Genomic DNA, 22,731 nt, shown 5'->3' on the forward strand with positions numbered 1-22,731 from the left:
GCCATGCACCCCGGCAGCGTGGATGAGGAGCAGATCCGGATCCTCACCCCACAGGCCATCACCGCCCTCGTTCGCCGCGGAGCAGACTTCGCGGCGGCCGAGGACGCGGTGCAGGACGCCCTGCTCGAAGCCCTGCGCAGCTGGCCGGATCACCCGCCCCGGGATCCGAGAGCCTGGCTGGTCACCGCTGCGTGGCGGAAGTTCCTGGACGCCGCGCGTGCCGAGTCCTCCCGCCGTCGTCGTGAACTGAAGCTCGACGCCGAGCCGCCGACCGGCGTCGCGAGCTCCGCCGATGACACGCTGGCGCTGTATTTCCTCTGCGCCCATCCGTCCCTGTCCCCGTCCTCGGCCGTGGCGCTGACACTGCGCGCCGTGGGCGGGCTGACCACCCGGCAGATCGCCACCGCCTATCTGGTAGGCGAGGCGACCATGGCACAGCGGATCAGCCGCGCCAAACGGACCATCGCCGGAGTGGGGTTCGATGCTGTCCGGTTCGAGTCACCCGGCGATGTCTCCACCGTGCTGCGCGTCCTGTACCTGGTGTTCAACGAGGGCTACTCCGGCGACATCGACCTCGCCGCCGAAGCCATCCGGCTCACCCGCCAGCTCGCCGCCGCCGTCGACCATCCGGAGGTGCAGGGACTGCTGGCCCTGATGCTGCTGCACCACGCCCGCCGGCAGGCACGGACCGACGGCGGCGGGCGGCTGGTTCCGCTGGCCGAGCAGGACCGCGCCCTCTGGGACACCGGGCTGATCCGTGAAGGGGTGGGGATCCTGCAGCGGGCGCTGTCCCGGGACCGGCTGGGCGAATACCAGGCGCAGGCCGCCGTCGCCGCCCTGCATGCGGATGCGCAGACCGCCGCGGAGACCGACTGGCCGCAAATCGTTTCCTGGTATGACGAACTCGTCCGGCTCACCGGCAGCCCGGTGGCGAAGCTGAACCGGGCCGTCGCCGTCGGGGAGGCGGACGGACCGCGCGCCGGGCTGGCCGCCCTCGCGGACCTGGATCCCGCGCTCCCCCGGCGCACCGCCGCGCTGGCCTACCTGCAGGAGCACAACGGCGACCTCGGAACCGCCGCCCGGCTCTACGCGGAGGCCGCGCTGGCCGCACCGAACCTGGCCGAGCGCGAGCATTTGACCCTGCAGGCGGCGCGCCTGAATGCCGCCGTGCGGAAGGACACCGGGTGACCCGGTGCTGTGCGGCCCGATTCCTTACTCTGGCTTCCCCCATACCCGGGGACTAGGCTCCTGCTTCCTGGGCAACCCACAGCCCCGCCTTGATAGAGCGGAGCGTTATGAGGAAAGGGCCTTCCATGCGAACTGTGCGGACCTGGCGGGGCGTTGTGCGCACCCCCGACCTTGAGGCTTACGTCAAATACGTCCAGGAGACAGGGATAAACGAGTATCGCGCCACGGCGGGCAACGTCGGCGCCTGGATCCTCACCCGCAGCTTGGAGGATGGCCGCAGCGAAATTGTCACGGTCTCGGTGTGGGAATCATTGGACGCAATCCGCGCTTTTGCGGGCGACGACGTCGGCCGGGCCGTCTTCTATCCGGAAGACGACCGGTACCTGCTCGACCGGGACCAAACCGTGTCGCATTATTCGCTGGCCGGTTAGCAAGCCTCTGCCCACAGGACCAACCGCGGCTGGATCACGCCGATACCCCCGTTTCAGCAAGGAACCTTCCGTGGCCCGTCTCTTCGGATTAACGGCATTTACCCCGGACTTCCGCGCCCTGATACCGTTTTTAGACGGATTCACCGGCGCCCGGTGAGCTGCCGGGGACCAGCACCGGCAGGCAAATAACCCCAGCACAGCACCGAAAGTAAGACTCCCCATGAGCAAGCATGCAGCAATGCCCGAACGTCCCGAACCGACGCCCATCCCCCATCCGGACCGGACCCTCACCGTTTGGGAGGACGGCGTCGAACTCACCTTCACTTTTGCTGACTGCATGAAGTATCACGGCCCCGGCTTCCCCGGCGGCGTCGCACATGCCTTCTCCGCACTCGGCCGGGCGCTGCCGGTGCTGGCAGCCGGCAGCGCCGACGGCCGGGTTGAGCGCCGTGACATCCGGGTGCGCACGCCGTTCGGCGGGCCGGGCGCCCGGGACACTTTCGAACTCGTCACCCGGGCCGTCACCGAAAACCGCTACGCCGTGCTTCCCGATCTGGCCCGCGCGGAGCGTGGCAGCACCCTGGCCCGCTACGTCTTTGAGCTCAGCACCGGGGACGCCACGGTCACCTGCGTGATCCGCGATGACGGCATCGTCACCGATGAGTTCATCGAGCTGACCGGCAAGCCGGACAAGACGTCCGCCGAACTGGCCCACCTGGAAGCCCTCAAGCAGGAAATGCGGGACCGCATACTCGAGCGGGATCCGGCTGCCGTCTACGACGTCGAGTAGTCCCGATCGCCGCTTAACGCCCGGGTGGGGGCCGACGACGACGCCGGGCCGGCGGTCCTGCCGCGGCCGCCTGCACGCATCACCCGGGTAGGAAACACGTAGCCGGTACTTATGTCTGCCATCGGCGGAAGCTGTCTACTGGAGGCCGATATCGCCGCTTGATGACGGTGTCCATCCAGGAGAAGGCCTCAAATATGCCGCACGTGCTCGTTTCCGTCCCGCCGGGACTCCTCCGGGCGCCTCGGCGCCCTCGGCCCACCGGACGGATGAGCCGATGAAGATAGCGCTGATCACCGAGGGCACATATCCGGTAGCGACCGGGGGCGTCAGCACCTGGTGTGATCAGCTGGTCACCGGCCTGTCGGAGCACGAGTTTCACCTCGTGGCGCTGACCGGGGGCGACGCCGGCCGGCCGATCTGGAAACTGCCGCCCAATGTGCGGACCGTCAGCCTGGTTCCGGTCTGGGGCCCTACCGTCTCACCGCTCCGGCACGGCAGCCGGCGCCGGTATGCGATCGAAGCCGTCCAGTATGAACTCACGCGGCTGTGGGATGCGGCTCTGGGACCCGATACTGCGGATCCGATCGGCAGGACCGAAAATGCCCTCCGGCACCTGGTGGACATCAGCAACAAGGTAGGGCTGGCGCATGCCCTCGCCAGCCGCGGATCCGTGGAGCCCATTCTCACCGCCTGGACCCGGCATCTGGTCAGCTCCGGCGAAGAGCCGATGTCGGTCGCGGACGCAGTGATGGCCGCGAGCATTGTGGACCGTGCCCTGGCACTGGTGGACCGCCGGTTGTCCGGCATGGATGTCATCCACGCCTCCAGCAACGGGCCTTCCTCACTGATCGCCCTGGCCCAGTCCTGGCGGCACGGCACTCCGATTCTCCTGACCGAACACGGGGTGTATCTGCGCGAGCGGTACCTGGCGCTGTACGGCGCCGATTTCTCCTGGCCGGTGCGGCGGGCGGTGACGGCGTTCCTGCGCCGTCTGTGCCAGGTAGCCGTCACCAGTGCACACATGGTGTTGCCGGTGAACCAGTTCAATGTCCGCTGGGAGCGGCGGCTCGGGGCCCGTCCGGAACGTATCCACACCATTACCAACGGCGTGGACCCGGCGAAGTTTGAGCCGGTCACCACGGAGCCTGACGTGCCGACCATTAGCTTTGTGGGCCGGATAGATCCGCTAAAGGATCTCGGGACGCTCCTCTCGGCCTTCGCTTTGGTCCGTGAACGGCTGCCAACCGCCCAGTTGCGCATCTTCGGCCCCACCCCGCCGGAAAACCTCGGTTACCGGGCGGGTCTGGTTCACCAGGCGGAAATGCTCGGCATCACCGACGCCGTGCGCTGGGAAGGCCCGACCAAGGGCAGCCGCGCCGCCATCGCCGCCGGCCACGTGGTGGCCCTGTCCAGTGTCTCGGAGGGGCTGCCGTTCACCCTGATCGAGGCCATGATGTGCGGACGCGCCACGGTGAACACAGATGTTGGCGGCGTAGCCGAATGCCTGGATGACGAGCACACGGCGGGCATGCTCGTGGACGCCCGGGATCATGTGGCGTTCGCCGACGCCTGCATCGCGCTGCTCACCGACCACACGAGGCGCGCGGCCATGGGCGCCGCCGCACGACGTCGTGCCCTCGCCGAATTCACGCTCGAGCGCTGCCTCGCCAGCTACCGCAAGGCTTACGACGCGGGTCGGGACCGGGTGCTCTTCGAACACTCCGGACCGCTGCCGCCGACCAGGGCGTTCAGCGTGGACAAAGCGGCGTTGGGGCTCTCGGTATGAGCGCCGACAGTGTCACCCTGCCCGCCTCCGGCAATCCCCTGCCGGAGTTCGATGAAGACGGCATCTCCTATGACGCCGTGGATACGTTCGAGATCACGGCACGGCTGGAGGCGTCCGGGCTCAGTGACCGTCTGGTCCGCCAGCGCCACGGTGCTGCGGACGTTTTTGCCTACGCGCAGACCATGGTGCAGGTCCGCGGTGCCACCCGTGTCCTCCACGGGCCTCGGGGTTGGCTGGGCAAGGGCGCCCTGCTGGAAGCCGTCCGGCGGGCCATCATCCTGATTCTCGGGGCGGTGCTTGGCGGCCTTACCGCCACGATGCTGGCGGCCACCACGCGTGAAATCCTGATCGCCGGTATCGGCGCCTGGGTGATCGGACAGTCGGTTTCCGGGATTGTCTGGGCCTACGCCGGCGTCGGCCAGCTCAAGCGCGGCGTTGCCCGCGGAACCGCGGCCATGCTGCTCGTGACCTCCGTGCTGGCGTGCTACCTGGTGGTGTCCCTGCTGCTGCCTGCCCACGATGGCTCTGCGGCCGTTCTGCTCATGGCCTGGTGCTGGTACTCCTGCATTGTGTCCATGCTCGTGATCCTCGGGCGGTCCCGTTTCCTGCTGGCGGTCCTCGCCCTCGGCACGGCCGTGGTCACCCTGCAGATTTTGCTGGGCCACAGCACGGCTCCCGTCATCGTGGCGATCGTGGCCCTGACGGTCATCCTGGCTGTGACCGTGCTGTTCATTGCCCAGCAGCGCACCATTAAGGAGCGGCGGGTCCTGAACAGCGGCGATTGGAAAGCTGCTGTTCCTCCGGCGGCCCAGGCCGGTTTCCTTGCCGCCGCGCTCTCGATGGCCCTGACCCGGCTGCCGGCGTGGGAGGGCACCGCCCTGGTCGCAGCCACCGTCGTCGCCGCTGCGGCAACGGACCCGGCGCTCGTACTGATGCGCCAGCGCCTCCAGTGGTCCTCCCAGCGCACGCCGCTGCTGCGCCATGCCGCCCGGAACGCCTGGGGGCTGACCATGGCCATATCCGCGGCTATTGTGGTCATTTCCGCCGTGGTATCCGCACTCGTGGTCCTTTTCCTTGTGGAGGAAAACCGGGTGGCCACCACGGTGATTGTTGCGGCAACCTTCAGCTCGCTGGCCACCACGTCCACCACGCTCAACGCGTTCGGGCTGCCGCGCGGAGCAGTGGGTTTTGCCGCAGCAGCATCGCTGGCGGCGGGAGCGTGGATTGTGGTGGGCAACCTGGCCGGACTCGTGGTGGCCCTGGGATTCCTGGCCATTGGCATCACCGTGTTGCTGACCCGGGTCGCCGATCCGCGGACGTACGCATGAGGGTAGTCCGGCTACGGAGGTGCCCGGTTGTGATGGCGCCGGGCTGTGTGAAGGTCGGGCCAGCTGCGAAGCTCGGGCCGGCTGTGAAGGTGCCCCGTCGGTGAGGGCCGTCCGGCAGTGGACGCGGCCCACGTGACGTCACCGCCCACGGATCCGCCCATGGATCCGCCTCGGCTGGCGATCCCCTGGTACGTCCATCCCGCGGCCGCACCGCAGGATTGGGCCTGGCTCGCCGCGCAACAGGTGTCCTTTGCCGTCCTCAACGTCCACAACGGTCCCGGCCAATCGGATGATCCCTATTACCCGCGGGCCGTGGCCAGGCTGCGGCACATCCGGCTGCTCGGCTACGTCACCCTGAGCTACGGACACCGGCCGCCCGCCGACGTCGTCCGGGAAATCCGCGCGTGGCAGCGCTTCTACGGCGTGGACGGGATAATGTTCGACGAAGTCCCCTCCGCTCCCGATACCGTGGACCGCTGCCGCCACTATGCAGGCGCGGCCCGGGGAGCGGGAGTATCCTTCCTTGCTGCCAATCCGGGGGTGTTTCCTTCGCCTGATCATCTGGAACTCTTTGACGTCACCTCGGTCTTCGAGGGAACCGCCGAGGCCTACGCAGGCTTCCGGCATCCGCGCTGGGCATGCCGGGTACCCCCCTCGCGGTTGTGGCACCTGGTCCATACCTGCTCCCCCGTGCAGAACCCCGCCATCCGTCTGGCGGCCGCGCGCCACGGTGCCGGCCATCTTTTTGCCACTGACCGGTCTCTGCCCAATCCGTGGCTCGGCCCTCCTTCTGCGGTGTCGGAGCGTCTGGCAGCCAGCCCCCGGGTGGAATCGTGAGGCGGCGCATCCCGGCTGCTGCCCTCCTGCTGCTGGTGCTGCTGTCTGGGTGTGTTTCGGCGGACGACGGCGGGTCCCCGGCTTCCCAAGCACCGGACCCTGCCGCCGGCGTCACCTCCGCGCCGTCGACCGGAGGCGTGGCGACGTCGTCAGGGGGCGGGGCGCCGTCGTCGGGGAGCGGGGCGCCATCGTCGGGCACTACTTGGGCACCGCCCCCTGGCGGGAGCTGGCAGTGGCAGCTCTCCGGCCCGCTGGATCTGGGCGTCGGCGCGGACACCTATGACGTCGACTATGAGACCACCTCCGCGGCCGACGTCGACACCCTTCGCCGCGCCGGACGCGGGGTCATCTGCTACCTCTCCGCAGGTTCCTGGGAAGAGTACCGCGGTGATGCCGGCCGGTTTCCGGACGTTGTCCTTGGCAACCCCCTTGAGGGCTGGCCGGATGAACGCTGGCTGGACATCCGCCGCACGGACGTCCTGCTGCCCATCATGGCGGACCGGATGGACACCTGTGCAGCCAAGGGGTTCGATGCGGTGGAACCGGACAACGTGGACGGCTACGCCAACGAATCCGGCTTCCCCCTGACCGCCGAGGACCAGCTGGCCTACAACCGTGCCGTGGCGGCGCTGGCGCGGAACCGGGGCCTGTCAGTGGCATTGAAGAATGACCTGGACCAGATTCCGGACCTGGTGGAGGACTTTGATTTCGCGATTAATGAGGAGTGCATGCGGTACGGCGAATGTGACAGTTATGCGCCGTTCACTGAGGCGGGCAAGGCCGTACTGCATGTCGAATACGAGGGTCCGCTGGACTTCTGTTCCGAGTCCGCACGGCTCGGGTTGTCCTCCATGCTCAAGCCGTTGAACCTCGGCGCTGCCAGGGAGTCCTGCTGATGCTTTCCTAGGCAGCCCGCTGGGCCCGTATGATCCCAAGTGATCCTGGCCTGACACCACGTGTACGGCCGGCTTCGGCACCCCTGCGTAGGGCCGGCGTCGCGACCCACGCGTACGGCAGGCGTCGCGGCCCACGGTACGGCCGGCGTCGCGGCCCACGGTACGGCCGGCGTCGCGGCCCACGGTACGGCCGCCGTCGCACCCCCGTACGGCCGGCGTGGTTCCGTGCTGCGCAGGCTCCTCCCCAGTGCCATGTGGCGCCGGGTCCGCCGTGGCACCATGTGGCACCGGGTCCGCCGTGGCACCATGTGGCACCGGGTCCACCCCAGTGCCGTGCTGCGCCGGGTCCGCTGCAGTGCCGTGCTGCGCCGGGTCCGCTGTGGCACCATGTGGACATGACCCCGCAGCACAGACGCTTCATTTGGTTTCTGGCGGGAGGAATCGCCGTCCTGATTCTCTTATTCTTCGGCGGTCTGCCTGCCTACGTGCTCGATCCCGGGTAACCCGATCAGCCGGCCACACCGGAGTTACTTCCGAGTTCCGTACGGGACTCATGACTCAAGAATCCCCTATCAGGTAGGCTCCCGGCATGCCGCTGATCAGCCGATCCATTGAGCCTGCCCCCGAACGAGTGGTGCTTGCCTGGTCCTTACCACTTACCCGAGCGGGTGTGGTGGGGCCTGACGGATTCCGAGGCGTTGCCGCACTGGCTGGGTCCGCTTCTTTCCGGTGAGTTTGTCCCGGGAGGTGTAGTGACCATCAGGCACGCCGAGGACTATTTCTCGACCAGCACCATTCAGGACTGCATTCCGGGACGCCTGTTGGTCATGAGCTGGGAATTCCCCGACGAGCCGCGTTCGCTGCTCCGGATTGGCCTCACCCCGGATGGCAGCGGAACCCGGTTGGAACTCATCCACGAAGAACTGGTACGGAGATAGCCGACTATCTGCCCGGCTGGCATACGCATCTGTTGTATCTGGAAGCCATGCTGGCTGGACAGCGGCTGGACCCGGAGGAGTTTTGGCCCAGGTACTAGGAGCTGGCCGAACTTTAGGCCGGCCACAGTCGGACGATAATCTGTCCGCTGGGTGTCATCCATCCGCCTCACCGTTCGTCCAGGTAGCCGCACGAAAAAGACGGGTATTTCGAGTTTTTCGCGGCGCCCTTTTGGGCCTGTTTTTGGTCCGGAAATGTCAGTGCCGGATGAAATCCTGAGGTATGGATCGGGACGAGAAAACGGAGCAGGGCACGGGCATACCGGCCGGCGAAGACCTTCCGCGTGACGAGTCGGCCGGCAGTGCGGGTGCGCCTTCGAAACCGAGCGCGACGCCCAGCCTCGCGGTTTATCGTGCTGCCCGGGCTATCGATCCGGGCGTCGGCCTTACGGATGCCGTGCCTGCCGCGAGTTCCAAGGGTGCAGCCAGTCACTTCGCTTCATCCGATGCCACTGCTTCGACCAGCACTTCCGAGTTCATCAGCCCCACCGCTGCCGGAAGCCCCACCAACGGTTACCCGGACGGGTTTACCGGAACCCTGGCACTGGCAAACCTCGAGTCCTTTGACGAAGTAACCACTGGAGAGGCCTTGGGCCGGATGGCGCACCTGATGTCCTGGGCGCAGGCGCAGCAGGCCCGGCTGATGAACCGGATGCAGGAGGTCTTTCGGGACAGTTACCAGCAAGCGTCCGGCCGGTTGGAGCCGGGTATGGCGTTCAGCCTTGCGTCTGCCGAGTGTGCGGCCATCCTGAAGGTACCGCAGATGACTGCCCAGCGGCTGATGGACGAAGCAGGCAGGCTCTGCGGCCCGCACACCGCCACCCTCACAGCACTGGAAGACGGTACGCTCAGCTACGGGCATGCGCAGGTCCTTCTGGACCAGTGCGAGAACGTTCCCGCCGCTGACTTGCCGGAACTGGAAGCGGACCTGCTGAGCGCTGCCGAAGGGCAGACCCGGGCGCAGTTCTCCGCCAAAGCCCGCAGGCTGCGGGAGAAGAAGTATCCGCACACCATTCCCGCCCGGCACCAAAGCGCCTTCGAGAAACGGAAGGTCACCCTCGATCCGGCCGAGGATGGCATGTCCTGGCTGTCCGCTCTGCTGCCGGCACCGGAGGCCCAGCAGATCTACACCGCCCTGAGCACCAGCGCTCAGGGAGAACAGCAGGCAGGAGACCCGAGGAACCGGGACCAGCTGCGTGCCGACATCCTGTGCCAGTTGCTGATGGGCAGCCTCGGATCAGGCCGCGGTGGTTACGCACGCAAGGCCGGCCATTGCGGCCACGACGGAACGACCGGCTGTGGGGGTGACACGAGTGCGGCCGACGGCGGAGCTCATGCTGGCACGGCCGTAAGGGCTGGGCACATGGACAAAGCCGGTAACGGTCACATCGATCCGGACGACAACAGCGTCGTCCCTCGCGCCGAGATCATGGTCCTGATCAACGCCGAGACTCTCTTCGGTGCTGACGAGCAGCCCGCCGAACTGCACGGTTACGGTCCCATCAGTGCTGAAGCTGCCAGACGGTTGGCGCGCAACGCCACCCGTTGGACCGGACTCGTCCGGGATCCGCACACCGGCGAGATCCTGGGCGTTGGCAGGCGGCGGAAAGTCCCTGCCGGACTCGCCCGGTGGCTGCGGGCACGGGACGGGACCTGCCGGTTCCCTGGATGCCGGGTCAGTACCGGGGTGACAGAGATTGACCACACCACTGACTGGGCCAAAGGCGGGAACACCGAGCATTCGAACCTGGCTCACCTGTGCCGGAGGCATCATCGGTTCAAAACCCTGGGCTATTGGAAGGCCTGCCAGCCCAAACCCGGAGTGCTGGAATGGACCTCGCCTACCGGACGGACCTACCGGACCGAACCCTATTTGGAACTCGCCGATCAATCAGCTGGGGCACGCTCAGCATCAGAACGCTCGGCATCGAAACCGGAACTGGAAGAGGTACCGCCGTTCTAAGAGGATCCTGTCCTGCACCATAGAACCACGCCGCAGAGGAACAGCAGCCGACAGGCAACGGTGGAGCAACGGCGTGGCAGCCGAGCGGCAGCGGTGCATAGCGGCGTGGCGCCGGTGCGTAGTGCCCACGGTGACGTGCCGCCGTCGTCCTAAGCAGGATTGGATCGGTGCTTCCGCTCAAACCACTATGCCTCTGCGCCGGAGCCGTACGAACCAGGGCGGAAGGTAACCCCTGAGGGCTTTTTCCTGAGCCTAGACTTCCAGACGGAACTCCAACCGGCCGTGCCTGATGCCATTGATCTGCAGTTCCAGAGCATGAAGCCCGGCATAATGCCGCCGCGTGGTCATCTGCCGAAAGGCATGCCGGCCGGACAGCTTCCGGGACTCCACCGCAGCCAAGTCCACGGTCGCCAGTTTGAATACCTTTTCGGCACTGGCGCCACTGGCTTTTACGTAGTGCACGGCGTAATCTACGACGAGCTTTGCCGGAGTGTCCCCGGTATTGGTGAGCAGGAATCCGAAGGCCAGCACGGCAGGCAGCGTGATGATCTCAGCATCCGCATGCAGGTCAGTGACACTGACCTCGGCCGGATCGAAGCCCATGAGCGCCAGAGCGCCCGGGTTTCCCTTTTTGATCAGGGTGCGCAAAGCGTGGCGCACCACCCAGCTGCTGCCGGGCGTCCCGGTCTGCTGCCAGCGGGCAGCCGCCTCAAGGACCAGGTCCGGAGCATGCCGGGCCAGATCGTTGGCATGGTTGGCCACAGAGCGGCGAACGTAGTCCTCGGGGTCGTTGTGCATCGCCTCCAGAATCGGCAGCGTTGCCTCCGGCCTGCCAATCAGCTGCGGCACCCGAACAGCCCAGGGCAGATAAGGCCTGGTGCCTTCGCTGGCCAACCTCCGCACGTGCTGATCCGGATGGACAGTCCATGTCTGAATGATGTTCAACGCCCGCTCCGGCCGCTCCCGCAGCAACCTCCGGATCGCGAACTCGCTGGTCAGCCGCGGCGTCAGGTCCGCCAGCAGCACCAACGCGTCGTCGAACTCAGCATCCCCACCGGACTGCAAGGCGAGCGTGACTGCCGCCTCGGTGACCGGCCACAGCATCCACCCGGTGAACGCCGGGTCCTCCAACGCCGCACGGAACGCAGCTGCCGCGGCAGGATAGGAACCCAGCGCATCCACAAGGGCATCGGCGACGACGTCGGTCCGGCCCCGAAGCGACAGCGGCTCCAACTGTTGCACCACAGCCGGCAGTCCGGCCAGATCGGTCCCGGGTGCCGCAGTAACCAATGCCTTATGCAGCGCCGAAACCTCGGTGGGCCCCAGCATGTCGTCCATCGCGCCGATGGTGTGTCCTCTCCCCAACGGGCGGCAGCTAGGACCGCTCCGCACCGTGACGTGTTTGGACCCCAGTTTCTCAGGTGGCGGCTGCGGCCTTCGTAACGATGCTGCCCACGGGATCATGGCGTCACGGGATCGCGGGCAAGCGTGGTTTTTCAAGATCGCGTGCTGTGCGACACAACGGCTTCCACGGGCACGGTCCTGGCATCGCAGCGTTCTGGCCAGCGCAGGGTTCTGCCATCGCAGCGTTTTGGGCAGCGCAGCGTTCTGCCAGCAGGGTTACGTGGCCGACCCTTGCGGTCCTCCGCGTCGGACCCGCTTACACTGCGCGGGCAGACAGCTAGACAGCGCCCGCAGGACGGGCCCAGAGCAGCACGGGAATCAGTAGTAGGGCCAGAATGCCGCAGGAAAGTGCCAGCACGGCATAGCTGCTGCCGGCCACCACCACCCCGGACAGGGTCCCTCCACCGGCACCGGCCACAGCCACAAACACGTCGATCTTGCCCTGGACGCGCGGCCGGATTTCCGGGGCCGTATTGTCAACCACCAGGGCCGTACCGGAGATCAAACCGAAGTTCCAGCCAATGCCGAGCAGGGCAAGGGCCAGAGCCAGCAGCGCCACGGAACCGCCAGGGGCGAGGGCCGCCGTGACTCCGGCCAGCAGCAGCGTGGTGCCGGCGGCGACCGCCATGGGAGTGCGGCCGATCCTGTCCACAAAAACACCGGTCACGAGCGAGGGCAAATACATCGCGCCGATGTGGACTCCGATCACTACACCGACCGCAGCAAGGTCGTGATCGTGGGCGAGCATGTGGACCGGAGTCATGGTCATGACCGCCACCATGGCAATCTGGGTCAGCACCATCACGGCAGCACCCACATAAACGCCGGTGCCGGGACGGGCGGCGGCTCCGTTCGCCGAGTCTGCCGAGTCCGCCAGTTCGTCCGGATCATCTGTACCATCCGACTCCCGCGATCCGGACGAGCCGACGGCTCCTGCCCCAATACCTGTCCCAGAACCCGCCGCGCTACCCGCCCCAGATCCTGTCCCTGCATCCGCCAACCGCCGTGCTAGGAAGAAAGGGTCAGGACGTAAAAGCACCAAAAGAACGACGCCGGCGGCCAGGAACGCGGTGCCGGCAAGCAGGAACGGCCCGGCCAGGGCAGGAATCCCCAGCCCTTCGGCAAAGCGGCCCATGGGAGTGACCAGGTTCGGGCCCGCAACGGCGCCGACGGTTGTGGAGACCATGGCAATACTGATGGCCCGTCCCCGGCGGTCCGGCAGGGCCAGGTCGGTGCCGGCGTATCGTGCCTGCAGGTTGGTGGCCGTTCCGGCTCCGTAAAGAAACAGAGCGGCAAACAGCAGCAGCGGGCTGTCCATCACGGCTGCGAGAACCACGCCCAAAGCACCGAGCCCTCCCGCAAGGAAGCCCGTCCCCAGTCCGATCCGCCGCCCGGCCCGCTGGGTACCCCGTCCCACCAGGTAGGCGGCCAGCGCCGAACCGAGAGTGATCAGTCCGGCCGGCAGACCGGCCAGACCTTCCGAGCCGAGCATGTCCTGTGCCAGTAACGCCCCGACAGTGACACCTGCGGCCAGACCGGCGCCGCCGAGCACCTGGCTGAGCACAACCACCGAGAGGGTGCGTCGCTGGACCCTGATGCGGGTCGCGTCGTCCAGGACCCCCGGTTCTGGCGGGTCGCTTTTGTGTCCTTCGCCGGGCCGCCCCCGACGCATGTTGTCCATCCTGCGAGAATATCCCGGGTGGGCACTTTGCTGCGGCTGGCTCAGGCGGCTGGCCTAAACGCGTGGCCTAAACGGCCTGCTGCGGCTGACCCAAACCCTTGGCCCAGACGACCGGCCCAAGTGCCCAGCCCAGGCGATCAGCCCGAACGGCCGGCCAAACGGCCGGCCTAGACCCCGGCGGCGCGCAGCTCTGCCACAGTCAGCACGGCAGCCACCGTCGCTTCGTACCCTTTGTCCTCCGAGGAGCCCGGCAGCCCGGCACGGTCCAGCCCCTGCTGCTCGGTGTCGCAGGTCAGGACCCCGAAGCCGACAGGTGTGCCGGTGGAAACGCTGACATCGGTCAGGCCGCTGGTCGCAGCCGAGCAGACGTAGTCAAAGTGCGGGGTACCGCCACGGATCACGACGCCGAGCGCCACCACTGCGTCATAGTGGGGTGCCAGCCGGGCCGCCGCAACAGGCAGTTCGAAGCTGCCGGGCACCCGGATCAGCTTCGGCTGCAGACCGCCCTCTTCGGCAGCACGCAGGGCACCGGCAATAAGTCCGTCCATGATTTCGGTGTGCCAGCTGGCCGCGACAATGGCCAGTCGGACGGGAACCCCGGCAAGTCGGATCCCGGTGAGGTTGGTGGTGGGCGCGCCGTGTCCACTCATAATGCTGCTCCTTTGGAAGGGTCTGAAAGGGGGGGGTTAGCTCTGCTGCACGGGTTTGGTGCGCAGCAAGGTCAGGTGATGCTCCATCCGGTCCCGCTTGGTCTGCAGGTACCGCTCGTTCTCGGCTCGGATGGGAACCTCGGAGGGCACCATGGCCTCCACCTCGATGCCGAAGCGGCGCATCCAGTCCTGCTTGGCCGGGTTGTTGGTCAGCAGCCGGATCCGGTGCAGGCCCAGCCGGTGCAGGATGTCCGCGGCGGCCTGGTAATCACGGGCATCCACGGGCAGGCCGAGTTGCTCGTTGGCTTCCACCGTGTCCGCCCCGGCTTCCTGCAGCGCATACGCGCGCAGCTTGTTGGCCAGGCCGATCCCCCGGCCTTCCTGGCCGCGCAGATACACGATGGTTCCGCCGTACAGGGCGATCAGTTCCATGGCCTGCTCCAGCTGTTCGCCGCAGTCGCAGCGGTAGGAGCCGAAGACGTCTCCGGTAAGGCACTCCGAGTGCAGCCGGACCAGCGGGGCGCCCTCCCCCAGCGTGCCGGACCGTTCCGTTTCGGTACCGGGGGCCGAGAGGGTCATGTGTTCGACGCCGGTGCGGCTGTCCGTCCACGCGGTGGCGGTGAAATCCCCGAAGGCAGTGGGCAGATGCACCTCCGGCCCCGGCAGGACGGGCGGGTTGGCTGCTGCCTCACTCATGCCCGGTCTCCTTCCCGTGCCTGCAGGTAGCGGACCAGGTCCTCGATGGAAATCAGCGGAATCCCGTGCGCATCGGCAAAGTCCCGCAGCGCCGGCAGCCGCATCATGTCGCCGTCGTCGTGCACCAGTTCGGCGATCACGCCCACCGGAGTGCATCCGGCCAGCTTCGCGAGTTCCACGGCGGCTTCGGTGTGGCCGCGGCGTTCGCGGACTCCGCCGTCGGCCGCACGCAGCGGAAAGACATGTCCGGGCCGGTGCAGCTCCCCCGGCCCGGCAGCGGGGTCCGAGAGCACCCGGGCGGTCAGCGCCCGGTCCGAGGCACTGATGCCGGTGCTGGTGCCCTCGGCGGCGTCGCAGGACACGGTGTAGGCGGTGCCCTTGGCATCCTGGTTCACCGCGGTCATGGGCGGCAGCTCCAGCCGGTCCGCGTAGCTGCCGGGCAGCGGCACGCAGACCACGCCGGACGTGTGGCGGATGGTCCAGCCCATCAGTTCGGAGGTGGCGTGCTGGGCGGCGAAGATGATGTCGCCCTCGTTCTCGCGGTCGGCGTCATCCACCACAACGACGGCGCGGCCGGCGGCGATTGCCTCCACGGCCTCGGTCACGGGGTTCAGCACAATGTGCATGGCGGGTGCGTTCATTTACGCCTCCTTCACGTGGTGGCCGTGCCCGCGCGGATTGGCAAAGGACAGCAGGCGTTCGGCGTACTTGGCCAGCACATCCACTTCCAGGTTGACCCTGTCCCCTGGCGCCAGCTTCCCAAGTCCGGTTTCGGCCAGCGTGGTGGGGATCAGTCCTACCTCGAACCACTGCTCCTCCTCGCCCGCCGGGCTCACAGCGGTGACGGTCAGGGAGACGCCGTCCACCGCGATGGAACCCTTTTCCGCAATGTACTTGGCCAGCGGGGCCGGAACGGCGAACCGCAGCCGGTCCCAGCTGCCCAGGTTTTCGCGTTCCAGCAACCGGCCGACGCCGTCCACATGGCCCTGGACCACATGGCCGTCCAGCCGTCCGCCGGCCGGGACGCAGCGTTCCAGGTTGACCGTGGCACCGGGTGCCAGCTCGCCGGTGGTGGTGCGGGTGAGGGTCTCACCCATCACGTCCACGCTGATGGCGCCCTCCCGGATGCCGGTGGCGGTGAGGCAGACGCCGTTGACGGCAATGGAGCCGCCCGGCTCCAGCCCCTCACCTGTGACGGGAGCGGTGATCACCAGGACGGCGCCGTCGCCGTCGGTGTTTGGTGCCAGGGAAACCACGCTGCCCTGTTCAGCAACTATGCCGGTAAACATTTATGCATCCTTTGGTTCAGAGGTCATAGAGAAGCGGCTGGTCATTGAGAAGCCGGGCTGGTTATTGAGAAGCCGGGCTCCAGCCGCAGGCGCAGGTCCGGGCCCAGGTGCTTGACGGTGCCGCCGCCGGCAGGGTCCCACCGCCACCGCGGCGCCTGGCTCAGGGTGTCCACGCCCAGCCCCGTGACGCCGGCGAGTCCCGCTCCCAGCAGCAGCGGGGCGGTGTAGACCACCAGCTCGTCCACCAGGCCGGCCCGCAGGAAGGCGCCGGCCACGGTGGCGCCGCCTTCCACCAGTACGTGCCGCACGCCGCGTCCGTAGAGCTCCTTGGCGACGTCGGCCGGACTGTGCTCCGGCAGCTGCAGGAACCGTCCGTCGGTTCCACGGACTGCGGCGTCTGCGGGGACGGCCCGGCGGCCGACGACGACGCGCAGCGGCTGCCGCTGGGACTCACGGCCGTCTGGGTCCCGGGCGGTCAGACGGGGGTTGTCTGCCAAAACCGTTCCGGTGCCGACCAGGACGGCGTCCGCCAGGGCGCGCAGGCGCTGCCCGTCCTGCCGGGCTTCCGGGCCGGTAATCCACTGGCTTGTGCCGTCCGCCGCAGCAATCCGGCCGTCCAGGCTGGAGGCAAGCTTCAGGGTGATGAAGGGCCGGTGTTCAGCCGTGGCGACAGTCCAGCGGGCGTTCAGCTCTGCGGCGGGTCCGGCGCCGAGTCCGGCGACGGCCTCGATGCCGGCGGCCCGCAGGGCCGCTGCTCCCCCGGAAGCGGTGCCGCTGGTATCCGCGACCGCGTACACCACCCGGGCCATGCCGGCGTTGATGATGGCCCGTGAGCACGGGCCGGTGCGGCCGGTATGGTTGCACGGTTCCAGGGTCACCACCATGGTGGCGCCCCTGACGTCCGCCCGGGCTGCGCGGGCGTTGGCCAGCGCATCAGCTTCGGCATGCGGCGTGCCGGGGCCACGGTGGTACCCGGTGGCGAGGGTGGCGCCGTCGGCGTCGAGAATCACCGCCCCGACCAGCGGATTGGCACCCCGCACGCCCCGTGCCGCCAGGTCCAGTGCTTCGTCCATGGCGGCCACCTCGCCGGCGGTGAAGTCCTCGCGGCTCATGGTCAGCGGGTCCGGATATCCGGCATCAGGACTTCCACCTGCGGTTTCTCATTCTTCTTCGCCTTCCACCAGACAAAGAACCCGGCGAGGGTGAAGCCACCGTAGAAGAGGTACATAAAGGCAGTGGCGTAGTACCCGGCACTGAAGAGCAGGGGCACGCCCACAATGTCCACGGCCACCCAGATGAGCCAGAATTCCACCCAGCCCTTGGCCATCCCGTAGGTGGCGAGCAGCGAGCCGACGAAGGTCCAGGCGTCGGCCCAGACCGGTTCGTAGGAACCCAGCCGGGCGAAGACCGGGGTCAGGGCCACGGTGCCCAGGAGCATCGCGGTGACCAGGCCGATACGCTGCCGGCCGGTCGCCCACTGCGGGGTGACGGCGGCGTCGCCGCTGGTTTTGCTCTGCTGCCAGCGCCGCCACCCGTACACCGAGACCGCGATGAACATGATCTGCCGGCCGGCCTGGCCCAGGAGCGTGGCGGTATCGGCGTCACTGAAGATGGACCCGAGGAAAACGGTGAGCAGCAGCAGGTTGCCCAGAATGCCGACGGGCCAGGCCCAGACCTTCCGGCGCATGCCGCCAAGGGCGCTGAGCAGTCCGAAGATGTTGCCGAGAAGTTCGCGCACCAGCAGCGAGCTTGAGCCCACCGGTAGTTGTGCGTCAAAGAGCCACCGCAGAAAATCCATGTCGTCCTTATCCCTAAGCTGATGCTCCGGGGTGGGTACGACAGGCGTACGGCAGGAGGTGTGTCGCCGGAGGAGACCCTTACACGGAGCCCGAGACGGGTCCCCTTGGAAGGGTCGGCAAAGCCGGCGGAACAACAAACTGCACGTGCTTCTCCCATCCAGACTTTAACTGTCGGTATCGGAATTTCACCGATTCAACCGAACCGCTGAACCGGTGTTGATTTCACCAGTGTCAGCAGTGCGGGTCGCGGACTATAACCGCCGGTTCGGAATTACACCGACCCCGGAGCACGTTTGTTAGGAACTATTCTTGCACAGCCGCCTCAGCGGAGGCGCGCAGTTTACGGATAGCGTCATTGGGATCACCTGTTCCGTAGACGGCGGACCCGGCCACAAAGACGTTCGCGCCGGCTTCCGCAGCCCGTTCAATGGTCTCGGCGGAAATCCCGCCGTCCACCTGGATGGCCAGCGGCAGCCCGGATCCGCGCACCGCGTCAGCAGCGCGGCGGATCTTAGGCAGGGTGACATCAAGGAACTTCTGTCCGCCGAAGCCCGGCTCCACCGTCATGATCAGCAGCATGTCCAGCTCGGAGAGCATGTCCAGGTACGGCTCCACCGGGGTAGCCGGACGCAGCGCCATGCCCGCCTTGGCACCGCGGTCCCGCAGGTCGCGGGCCAGCTTGATCGGCGCGGTCGCGGCCTCCACATGGAAGGTGACGGAGGCCAGGCCGGCCTCGGCATACAACGGTGCCCAGCGGTCGGCGTCGGCGATCATCAGGTGCGCATCCAGCGGCAGCTTCGACACCTGCTGGATCCGCTCCACCACGGGCAGCCCGATGGTCAGGTTGGGCACAAAGTGGTTGTCCATCACGTCCACGTGCACCGCGTCGGCAGCGCTGATCCGCTCCAGCTCGGCTTCAAGGTTGACGAAATCGGCCGAGAGGATGCTCGGGTTGATGCAGCACTTGCTCACTAGGGTCTCCGTGGGGTCGGGCGGATCAGATTTTGCGGCGGATGAGCGCCAGGAACATGGCGTCGGTGGAGTGGATGTGCGGCCACAGCTGGGCGGTGGACTCGTGGCCGGCCTCCAGCGCACCGGGCAGGCTGACCGCATCCAGTGCGGCACCGGCATCCAGCAGCTCCAGGTCATTGCGCTTGCGCAGCACGTCGGCGACGACGGCGGTGGTCTCGGCAGGGTGCGGCGAGCACGTCACGTACGCCACCACGCCGCCGGGCTTTACGGCGTCAACGGCGGTGGTCAGCAGTTCGCGCTGCAGGATGCCCAGGTCGCCGACGTCGCCGGGCTGGCGGCGCCAGCGCGATTCGGGGCGGCGGCGCAGGGCGCCAAGGCCGGTGCAGGGGGCGTCCACGAGGATCCGGTCAAAGGTCTCCGGATAGTCCTCGGCAATGGTGCGTCCGTCGCCGGTGCGAACGTTCCAGGTTTCCCCGGGGACCGCGTCCAGGGCTTGGCGGACCAGCTGGGCCCGGTGCGGAGCCGGCTCGTTGGCCAGCAGCACGGCGCCCTGCTCATGGGCCAGTGCGGCCAGCAGCGTGGCCTTCCCGCCGGGACCGGCGCACATGTCCAGCCACTTTTCCACGCCGTCCTCATCGATGGAGGACCCGTCCAGCTCCACTTCAGCCAGGGCACGGGCCACCAGCTGCGAACCGGCGTCCTGCACCCGGGTGGTGCCGGCGCGCACGGAGTCCAGCCGGCCGACGTCGCCGGCCGCGAACAGTGCGGAATCCTTCACCAGTTCACCGTCGGTTGCACCGGCTTTCCTGGCTTCGTCCAGATCACCCAGACCGGGCAGCGCCACCAGGTTCACCACGGGTGCGTCGTTGTCGGCGCGGAGCAGGTCGGTGATTTCCTCGACACTGCGGCCGTGGGCCACCAGGGACTGCCGCAGTGCGCGGACAATCCATTCGGGATGGCTGTGCTCAATGGCGGCACGCTTAACCGCATCGGTTTCCCCGGCGGTGAGGATCTCCACCCAGTCCTCCAGGCTGCGGGCCGAAACCTTGCGCAGCACTGCATTGATCAGCGCCGAGGGTCCGGCCCCGATGACGGCGCGGGCCAGGCCCACGGTCTGGTCCAGGGCCGCGTGGGCGGGCACGCGCATGGCCAGCAGCTGGTGCGCACCGATCCGCAGCGCATCCAGCACCGCCGGGTCCAGACGCTCCAGGGGACGGTCCACGCACTTGGCCAGGATGGCGTCATAGGTGCCCTGGCCGCGCAGCGCACCGTAGGCCAGTTCGGTGGCGAAGCCGGCGTCGCGCTTATCCAGCCGGTGTTTGCGGATGCTCTTGGGCAGCACCAGGTTGGCGTACGCGTCCTCGCCGGAGACGGCGCGGAGCACCTCGAACGCCACCAGGCGGGCGGGATCGGCCGCGCGGGTGCGCTGGCCGGGAGCAACGGCGGTGCGGGTTTTCACGGCGGCGCGGCGGCGTTCGTGGCCCTTTTCGTTGCGTTTCTTTTCGGGCTGGGAGGTCATTCGAAGACCACGTCCTCACGGTTGGCGAGGCCGCGGGCCCAGTCGGCCCCCGGCATCATTTTCTTGCCGGCAGGCTGCACGCGCAGCAGTTCCAGGGCATGGGAGCCGGTGCCCACCAGTGCGGCTGCGCTGCCGCCTCCGCTGAAGCGGACCTGGCCGGGGCGCAGGTCGGTGATGTCCGGGCGCAGGACTGCGGCGCCGATCTTGAACCGGGCCCCGTCCCAGGTGGTCCAGGCACCGGGCTCGGGGGTGACGCCGTTGATCCGGCGGCGGATGGCCAGAGCAGGCTGGGTCCAGTCAACCCGGGCATCGTCGATGGTCAGTTTGGGGGCCAGGGTGATGTCACCCTGCTGCGGCACGGCCACCGCGGCACCTGACTCCACGGCGCTGAGGGTCTGGGCCAGCAGCACCGCACCGGAGTGGGAGAGCCGTTCCAGCAGATCCCCGCTGGTGTCCTCCGGCCGCACGGTTTCCGTCAGCGTGCCGTAAACGGGACCGGTATCCAGTCCGGTTTCGAGCACGAAGGTGGAGGCACCGGTGACGTCGTCGCCGGCGATCACTGCGTGCTGCACGGGCGCAGCCCCGCGCCAGGCGGGAAGCAGGGAGAAGTGCAGGTTGATCCAGCCGTGCTTGGGCACCGTCAGGGCCCGGGCAGGAACCAGGGCGCCATACGCGACGATGGCGGCGACGTCGGGCTCCAAAGCGGCGATGGCTTCAATGGCCTCATCATCGACCTTGGCCGCGCGGATCACCGGCAGGCCCAGTTCCTCGGCGCGGGCAGCCACCGGTGACGGCGTCAGCACCTTCTTGCGGCCCAGCGGGGCGTCGGGACGGGTCAGGACGCCGACGACGTCGAACCCGCCGTCAATCAGTGCGTCCAGGGACGGGACGGCAACACCGGGGGTGCCGGCGAAAAGTACTCGCAGTGCCACGCGGACTAGGCCCCTGCCTTGTGGCCGGCAACGAAGGCGCCGCCGAAACTGGAGCCGACGCTCTGCGCACGCTCGCTGACGGTGCGGGCGGCAACGGCGTCGTACTCGCGCTGCCGGATGGCCCGCAGTGCGGCCTTGCGGTCCTCGCCCTCGAGCCGGTCAATATAGAGGGAACCGTTCAAGTGGTCGGTTTCGTGCTGGAAGCAGCGGGCGAGCATGCCTTCGCCTTCGATGCTGATCGGGTTGCCGTGCTGGTCCACTCCCGTGACGCGGGCCCAGCGGAAGCGCGGTGTCGTATAGCCCAGACCCGGGATGGACAGGCATCCCTCGAGGTGGTCTTCCTGGCGGTCCTCGCTCAGTTTCAGCACGGGATTGACCACGTGGCCGGACTGGCCGTCAATCCGATACGTGAAGACCCGGAGGCTGACGCCGACCTGCGGGGCTGCCAGCCCGGCGCCGTCGACGTCCTCCATGGTCTCCTCCATGTCCGCTACCAGCTTGGCCAGTTCAGGCCCGAACTCGGTGACGTCTTCGGCCCGGGTCCGAAGAACCGGGTCGCCGAGGGTGCGGATAGTGAGGATGGCCATCGGGTGTTCGTTCCTTACTGTTGCTGCGGGGGATCGAATCCAGTCTAGTTGGCTCCGCCGCTCACCGGGACGGCGGGCGGCTGGATGGGGGTCTCCGGGCCCGGAGCGGCGTGCGCACCGACCGGAGGCGGGGGCACGGGCAGCAGTGCCCGGCCGGCGGCGGCGGCATCCAGGTTGGTCTGCCAGACCCTGCGCAGCGCGCAGAACTTGTACCAGTGCTGGGGCAGGACCGCCGGATTGGCGCGCATGGGCCGCACCTCGGTCTGGCCCACGGCAACGCCGAGCAGCAGCGGCTCCTGCCCGTAGGCCCACGGCTCCCAGGTGCCGGCACCGGCGTCGACCAGGGATTCCTGCGCCTTCATGCCGGCGACCAGCTGCATCACCACCTTGTCATCCAGCGGTTTGACCTGCCCGTCACGGTCCGTCTTTTTGGTTTTGTAGTCGATCAGGCACAGCCGGCCGCCTATCCGCGCCACCAGGTCCAAGGTGCCGGCATAACCGACCTCCGCGTTCCAGACGGTGATCTCCGGTGCAACGGGCTGGACGTCGTAGAGCTTCCACCATTCATCGAACCGGTCCGCGAACTGATGTTCACCGCGGGACGCCAGGTCCTCGCGGGCACGTTCGAGTTCGTGCGGCCGGTCCAGTGCACGCAGCGCTACCTGCTCCGCGTAGAAGTGCACGCGCGTCCCCCGCTCCGCCGCGGCGTCGCGGTAGCGCTCGGAGGCAGACGACGCGTCCTTGACGACGCTGCGCAAAGCTGACGGGTTTCCCAGGGCGGCGCTGAGCTTGGGATCCTTCACAACGGCAGTGGCGGCCATGTAGCTGTGCCAGCCGTCCAGGGAGGTGGACCCCTGGCTGATCACGGTCGTAATAGAGGGCACCGTGGGCGGATCGGAGAGGGACCGCGAGTACATCCGTCCATGTTCGGTAGCGTGCGCCAATGCTGGTTCAGTCATAGTTCCAGTCTGCCACCCGGCGGTGACAG

22 protein-coding genes and 1 riboswitch are annotated in these 22,731 nt (G+C 67.7%); of the genes, 9 read left to right on the forward strand and 13 right to left on the reverse strand.

Features of this window, described 5'->3' with window-relative positions; all coding sequences use genetic code 11:
- The first annotated feature begins 3 nt into the window (after window positions 1–3).
- From AC5RTS_RS02060 to AC5RTS_RS02100, 9 genes are all read left to right on the forward strand, one after another.
- Window positions 4–1,188, forward strand: coding sequence for an RNA polymerase sigma factor (locus tag AC5RTS_RS02060; RefSeq protein ID WP_493990399.1), 1,185 nt, complete (start codon window positions 4–6; stop codon window positions 1,186–1,188).
- 125 nt (window positions 1,189–1,313) lie between these two features.
- Complete coding sequence (locus tag AC5RTS_RS02065) at window positions 1,314–1,619, forward strand: hypothetical protein (RefSeq protein ID WP_493990400.1); 306 nt, start codon at window positions 1,314–1,316, stop codon at window positions 1,617–1,619.
- Between the two features lie 220 nt (window positions 1,620–1,839).
- Complete coding sequence (locus tag AC5RTS_RS02070; RefSeq protein ID WP_493990401.1) at window positions 1,840–2,409, forward strand: hypothetical protein; 570 nt, start codon at window positions 1,840–1,842, stop codon at window positions 2,407–2,409.
- Window positions 2,410–2,683: 274 nt separating this feature from the next.
- The gene (gene pelF / locus AC5RTS_RS02075; protein WP_493990402.1) at window positions 2,684–4,195 is read left to right on the forward strand and encodes a GT4 family glycosyltransferase PelF; all 1,512 of its coding nucleotides are present in this window, start codon (window positions 2,684–2,686) and stop codon (window positions 4,193–4,195) included.
- Window positions 4,192–5,523 carry a hypothetical protein gene (locus AC5RTS_RS02080; protein ID WP_493990403.1) on the forward strand — a complete coding sequence of 444 codons (1,332 nt, stop codon included), beginning with the start codon at window positions 4,192–4,194 and terminating at the stop codon, window positions 5,521–5,523. Before pelF ends, AC5RTS_RS02080 begins: the two co-directional genes overlap by 4 nt.
- A gap of 159 nt (window positions 5,524–5,682) precedes the next feature.
- Complete coding sequence (locus tag AC5RTS_RS02085; RefSeq protein WP_493990404.1) at window positions 5,683–6,360, forward strand: spherulation-specific family 4 protein; 678 nt, start codon at window positions 5,683–5,685, stop codon at window positions 6,358–6,360.
- Window positions 6,357–7,256, forward strand: coding sequence for an endo alpha-1,4 polygalactosaminidase (locus tag AC5RTS_RS02090; RefSeq protein ID WP_493990405.1), 900 nt, complete (start codon window positions 6,357–6,359; stop codon window positions 7,254–7,256). Before AC5RTS_RS02085 ends, AC5RTS_RS02090 begins: the two co-directional genes overlap by 4 nt.
- A 668-nt stretch (window positions 7,257–7,924) precedes the next feature.
- Window positions 7,925–8,194 carry an SRPBCC domain-containing protein gene (locus AC5RTS_RS02095; protein WP_493990499.1) on the forward strand — a complete coding sequence of 90 codons (270 nt, stop codon included), beginning with the start codon at window positions 7,925–7,927 and terminating at the stop codon, window positions 8,192–8,194.
- Between the two features lie 280 nt (window positions 8,195–8,474).
- On the forward strand, window positions 8,475–10,214 hold the full coding sequence (locus tag AC5RTS_RS02100) for an HNH endonuclease signature motif containing protein (RefSeq protein ID WP_493990406.1): 1,740 nt from the start codon (window positions 8,475–8,477) through the stop codon (window positions 10,212–10,214).
- A gap of 252 nt (window positions 10,215–10,466) precedes the next feature.
- Here AC5RTS_RS02100 and AC5RTS_RS02105 read toward each other — a convergent pair whose 3' ends face one another.
- From AC5RTS_RS02105 to AC5RTS_RS02165, 13 genes are all read right to left on the reverse strand, one after another.
- A complete protein-coding gene (locus AC5RTS_RS02105) occupies window positions 10,467–11,552 on the reverse strand; it encodes a DNA alkylation repair protein (RefSeq protein WP_493990407.1) in 1,086 nt (361 codons plus the stop codon).
- Window positions 11,553–11,895: 343 nt separating this feature from the next.
- The gene (locus AC5RTS_RS02110) at window positions 11,896–13,299 is read right to left on the reverse strand and encodes an MFS transporter (protein WP_493990408.1); all 1,404 of its coding nucleotides are present in this window, start codon (window positions 13,297–13,299) and stop codon (window positions 11,896–11,898) included.
- A gap of 167 nt (window positions 13,300–13,466) precedes the next feature.
- Complete coding sequence (gene ribH, locus AC5RTS_RS02115) at window positions 13,467–13,949, reverse strand: 6,7-dimethyl-8-ribityllumazine synthase (RefSeq protein WP_493990409.1); 483 nt, start codon at window positions 13,947–13,949, stop codon at window positions 13,467–13,469.
- Window positions 13,950–13,985: 36 nt separating this feature from the next.
- On the reverse strand, window positions 13,986–14,645 hold the full coding sequence (gene ribA / locus AC5RTS_RS02120) for a GTP cyclohydrolase II (protein WP_493990410.1): 660 nt from the start codon (window positions 14,643–14,645) through the stop codon (window positions 13,986–13,988).
- Window positions 14,642–15,286, reverse strand: coding sequence for a 3,4-dihydroxy-2-butanone-4-phosphate synthase (ribB, locus tag AC5RTS_RS02125; protein ID WP_493990411.1), 645 nt, complete (start codon window positions 15,284–15,286; stop codon window positions 14,642–14,644). The genes ribA and ribB overlap by 4 nt, the downstream gene beginning before the upstream one ends.
- Window positions 15,287–15,934 carry a riboflavin synthase gene (locus tag AC5RTS_RS02130; protein WP_493990412.1) on the reverse strand — a complete coding sequence of 216 codons (648 nt, stop codon included), beginning with the start codon at window positions 15,932–15,934 and terminating at the stop codon, window positions 15,287–15,289.
- A 41-nt stretch (window positions 15,935–15,975) separates the two neighbouring features.
- The gene (ribD, locus tag AC5RTS_RS02135) at window positions 15,976–17,046 is read right to left on the reverse strand and encodes a bifunctional diaminohydroxyphosphoribosylaminopyrimidine deaminase/5-amino-6-(5-phosphoribosylamino)uracil reductase RibD (RefSeq protein ID WP_493990413.1); all 1,071 of its coding nucleotides are present in this window, start codon (window positions 17,044–17,046) and stop codon (window positions 15,976–15,978) included.
- A 2-nt stretch (window positions 17,047–17,048) separates the two neighbouring features.
- Window positions 17,049–17,732, reverse strand: coding sequence for a nicotinamide riboside transporter PnuC (gene pnuC, locus AC5RTS_RS02140; protein WP_493990414.1), 684 nt, complete (start codon window positions 17,730–17,732; stop codon window positions 17,049–17,051).
- A 142-nt stretch (window positions 17,733–17,874) separates the two neighbouring features.
- Window positions 17,875–18,027, reverse strand: a riboswitch (FMN riboswitch).
- A gap of 9 nt (window positions 18,028–18,036) precedes the next feature.
- Window positions 18,037–18,705: a ribulose-phosphate 3-epimerase gene (rpe, locus tag AC5RTS_RS02145; RefSeq protein WP_493990415.1), complete on the reverse strand. Its 669-nt coding sequence runs from the start codon at window positions 18,703–18,705 to the stop codon at window positions 18,037–18,039.
- Between the two features lie 25 nt (window positions 18,706–18,730).
- A complete protein-coding gene (locus tag AC5RTS_RS02150) occupies window positions 18,731–20,224 on the reverse strand; it encodes an RsmB/NOP family class I SAM-dependent RNA methyltransferase (RefSeq protein WP_493990416.1) in 1,494 nt (497 codons plus the stop codon).
- A complete protein-coding gene (gene fmt / locus AC5RTS_RS02155) occupies window positions 20,221–21,150 on the reverse strand; it encodes a methionyl-tRNA formyltransferase (protein ID WP_493990500.1) in 930 nt (309 codons plus the stop codon). Before fmt ends, AC5RTS_RS02150 begins: the two co-directional genes overlap by 4 nt.
- A gap of 11 nt (window positions 21,151–21,161) precedes the next feature.
- The gene (gene def / locus AC5RTS_RS02160; protein ID WP_493990417.1) at window positions 21,162–21,743 is read right to left on the reverse strand and encodes a peptide deformylase; all 582 of its coding nucleotides are present in this window, start codon (window positions 21,741–21,743) and stop codon (window positions 21,162–21,164) included.
- Window positions 21,744–21,787: 44 nt separating this feature from the next.
- On the reverse strand, window positions 21,788–22,702 hold the full coding sequence (locus AC5RTS_RS02165; RefSeq protein WP_493990418.1) for a cytochrome: 915 nt from the start codon (window positions 22,700–22,702) through the stop codon (window positions 21,788–21,790).
- Window positions 22,703–22,731: the final 29 nt, after the last annotated feature.

This window comes from Arthrobacter sp. MDT1-49-2 (assembly GCF_059090185.1).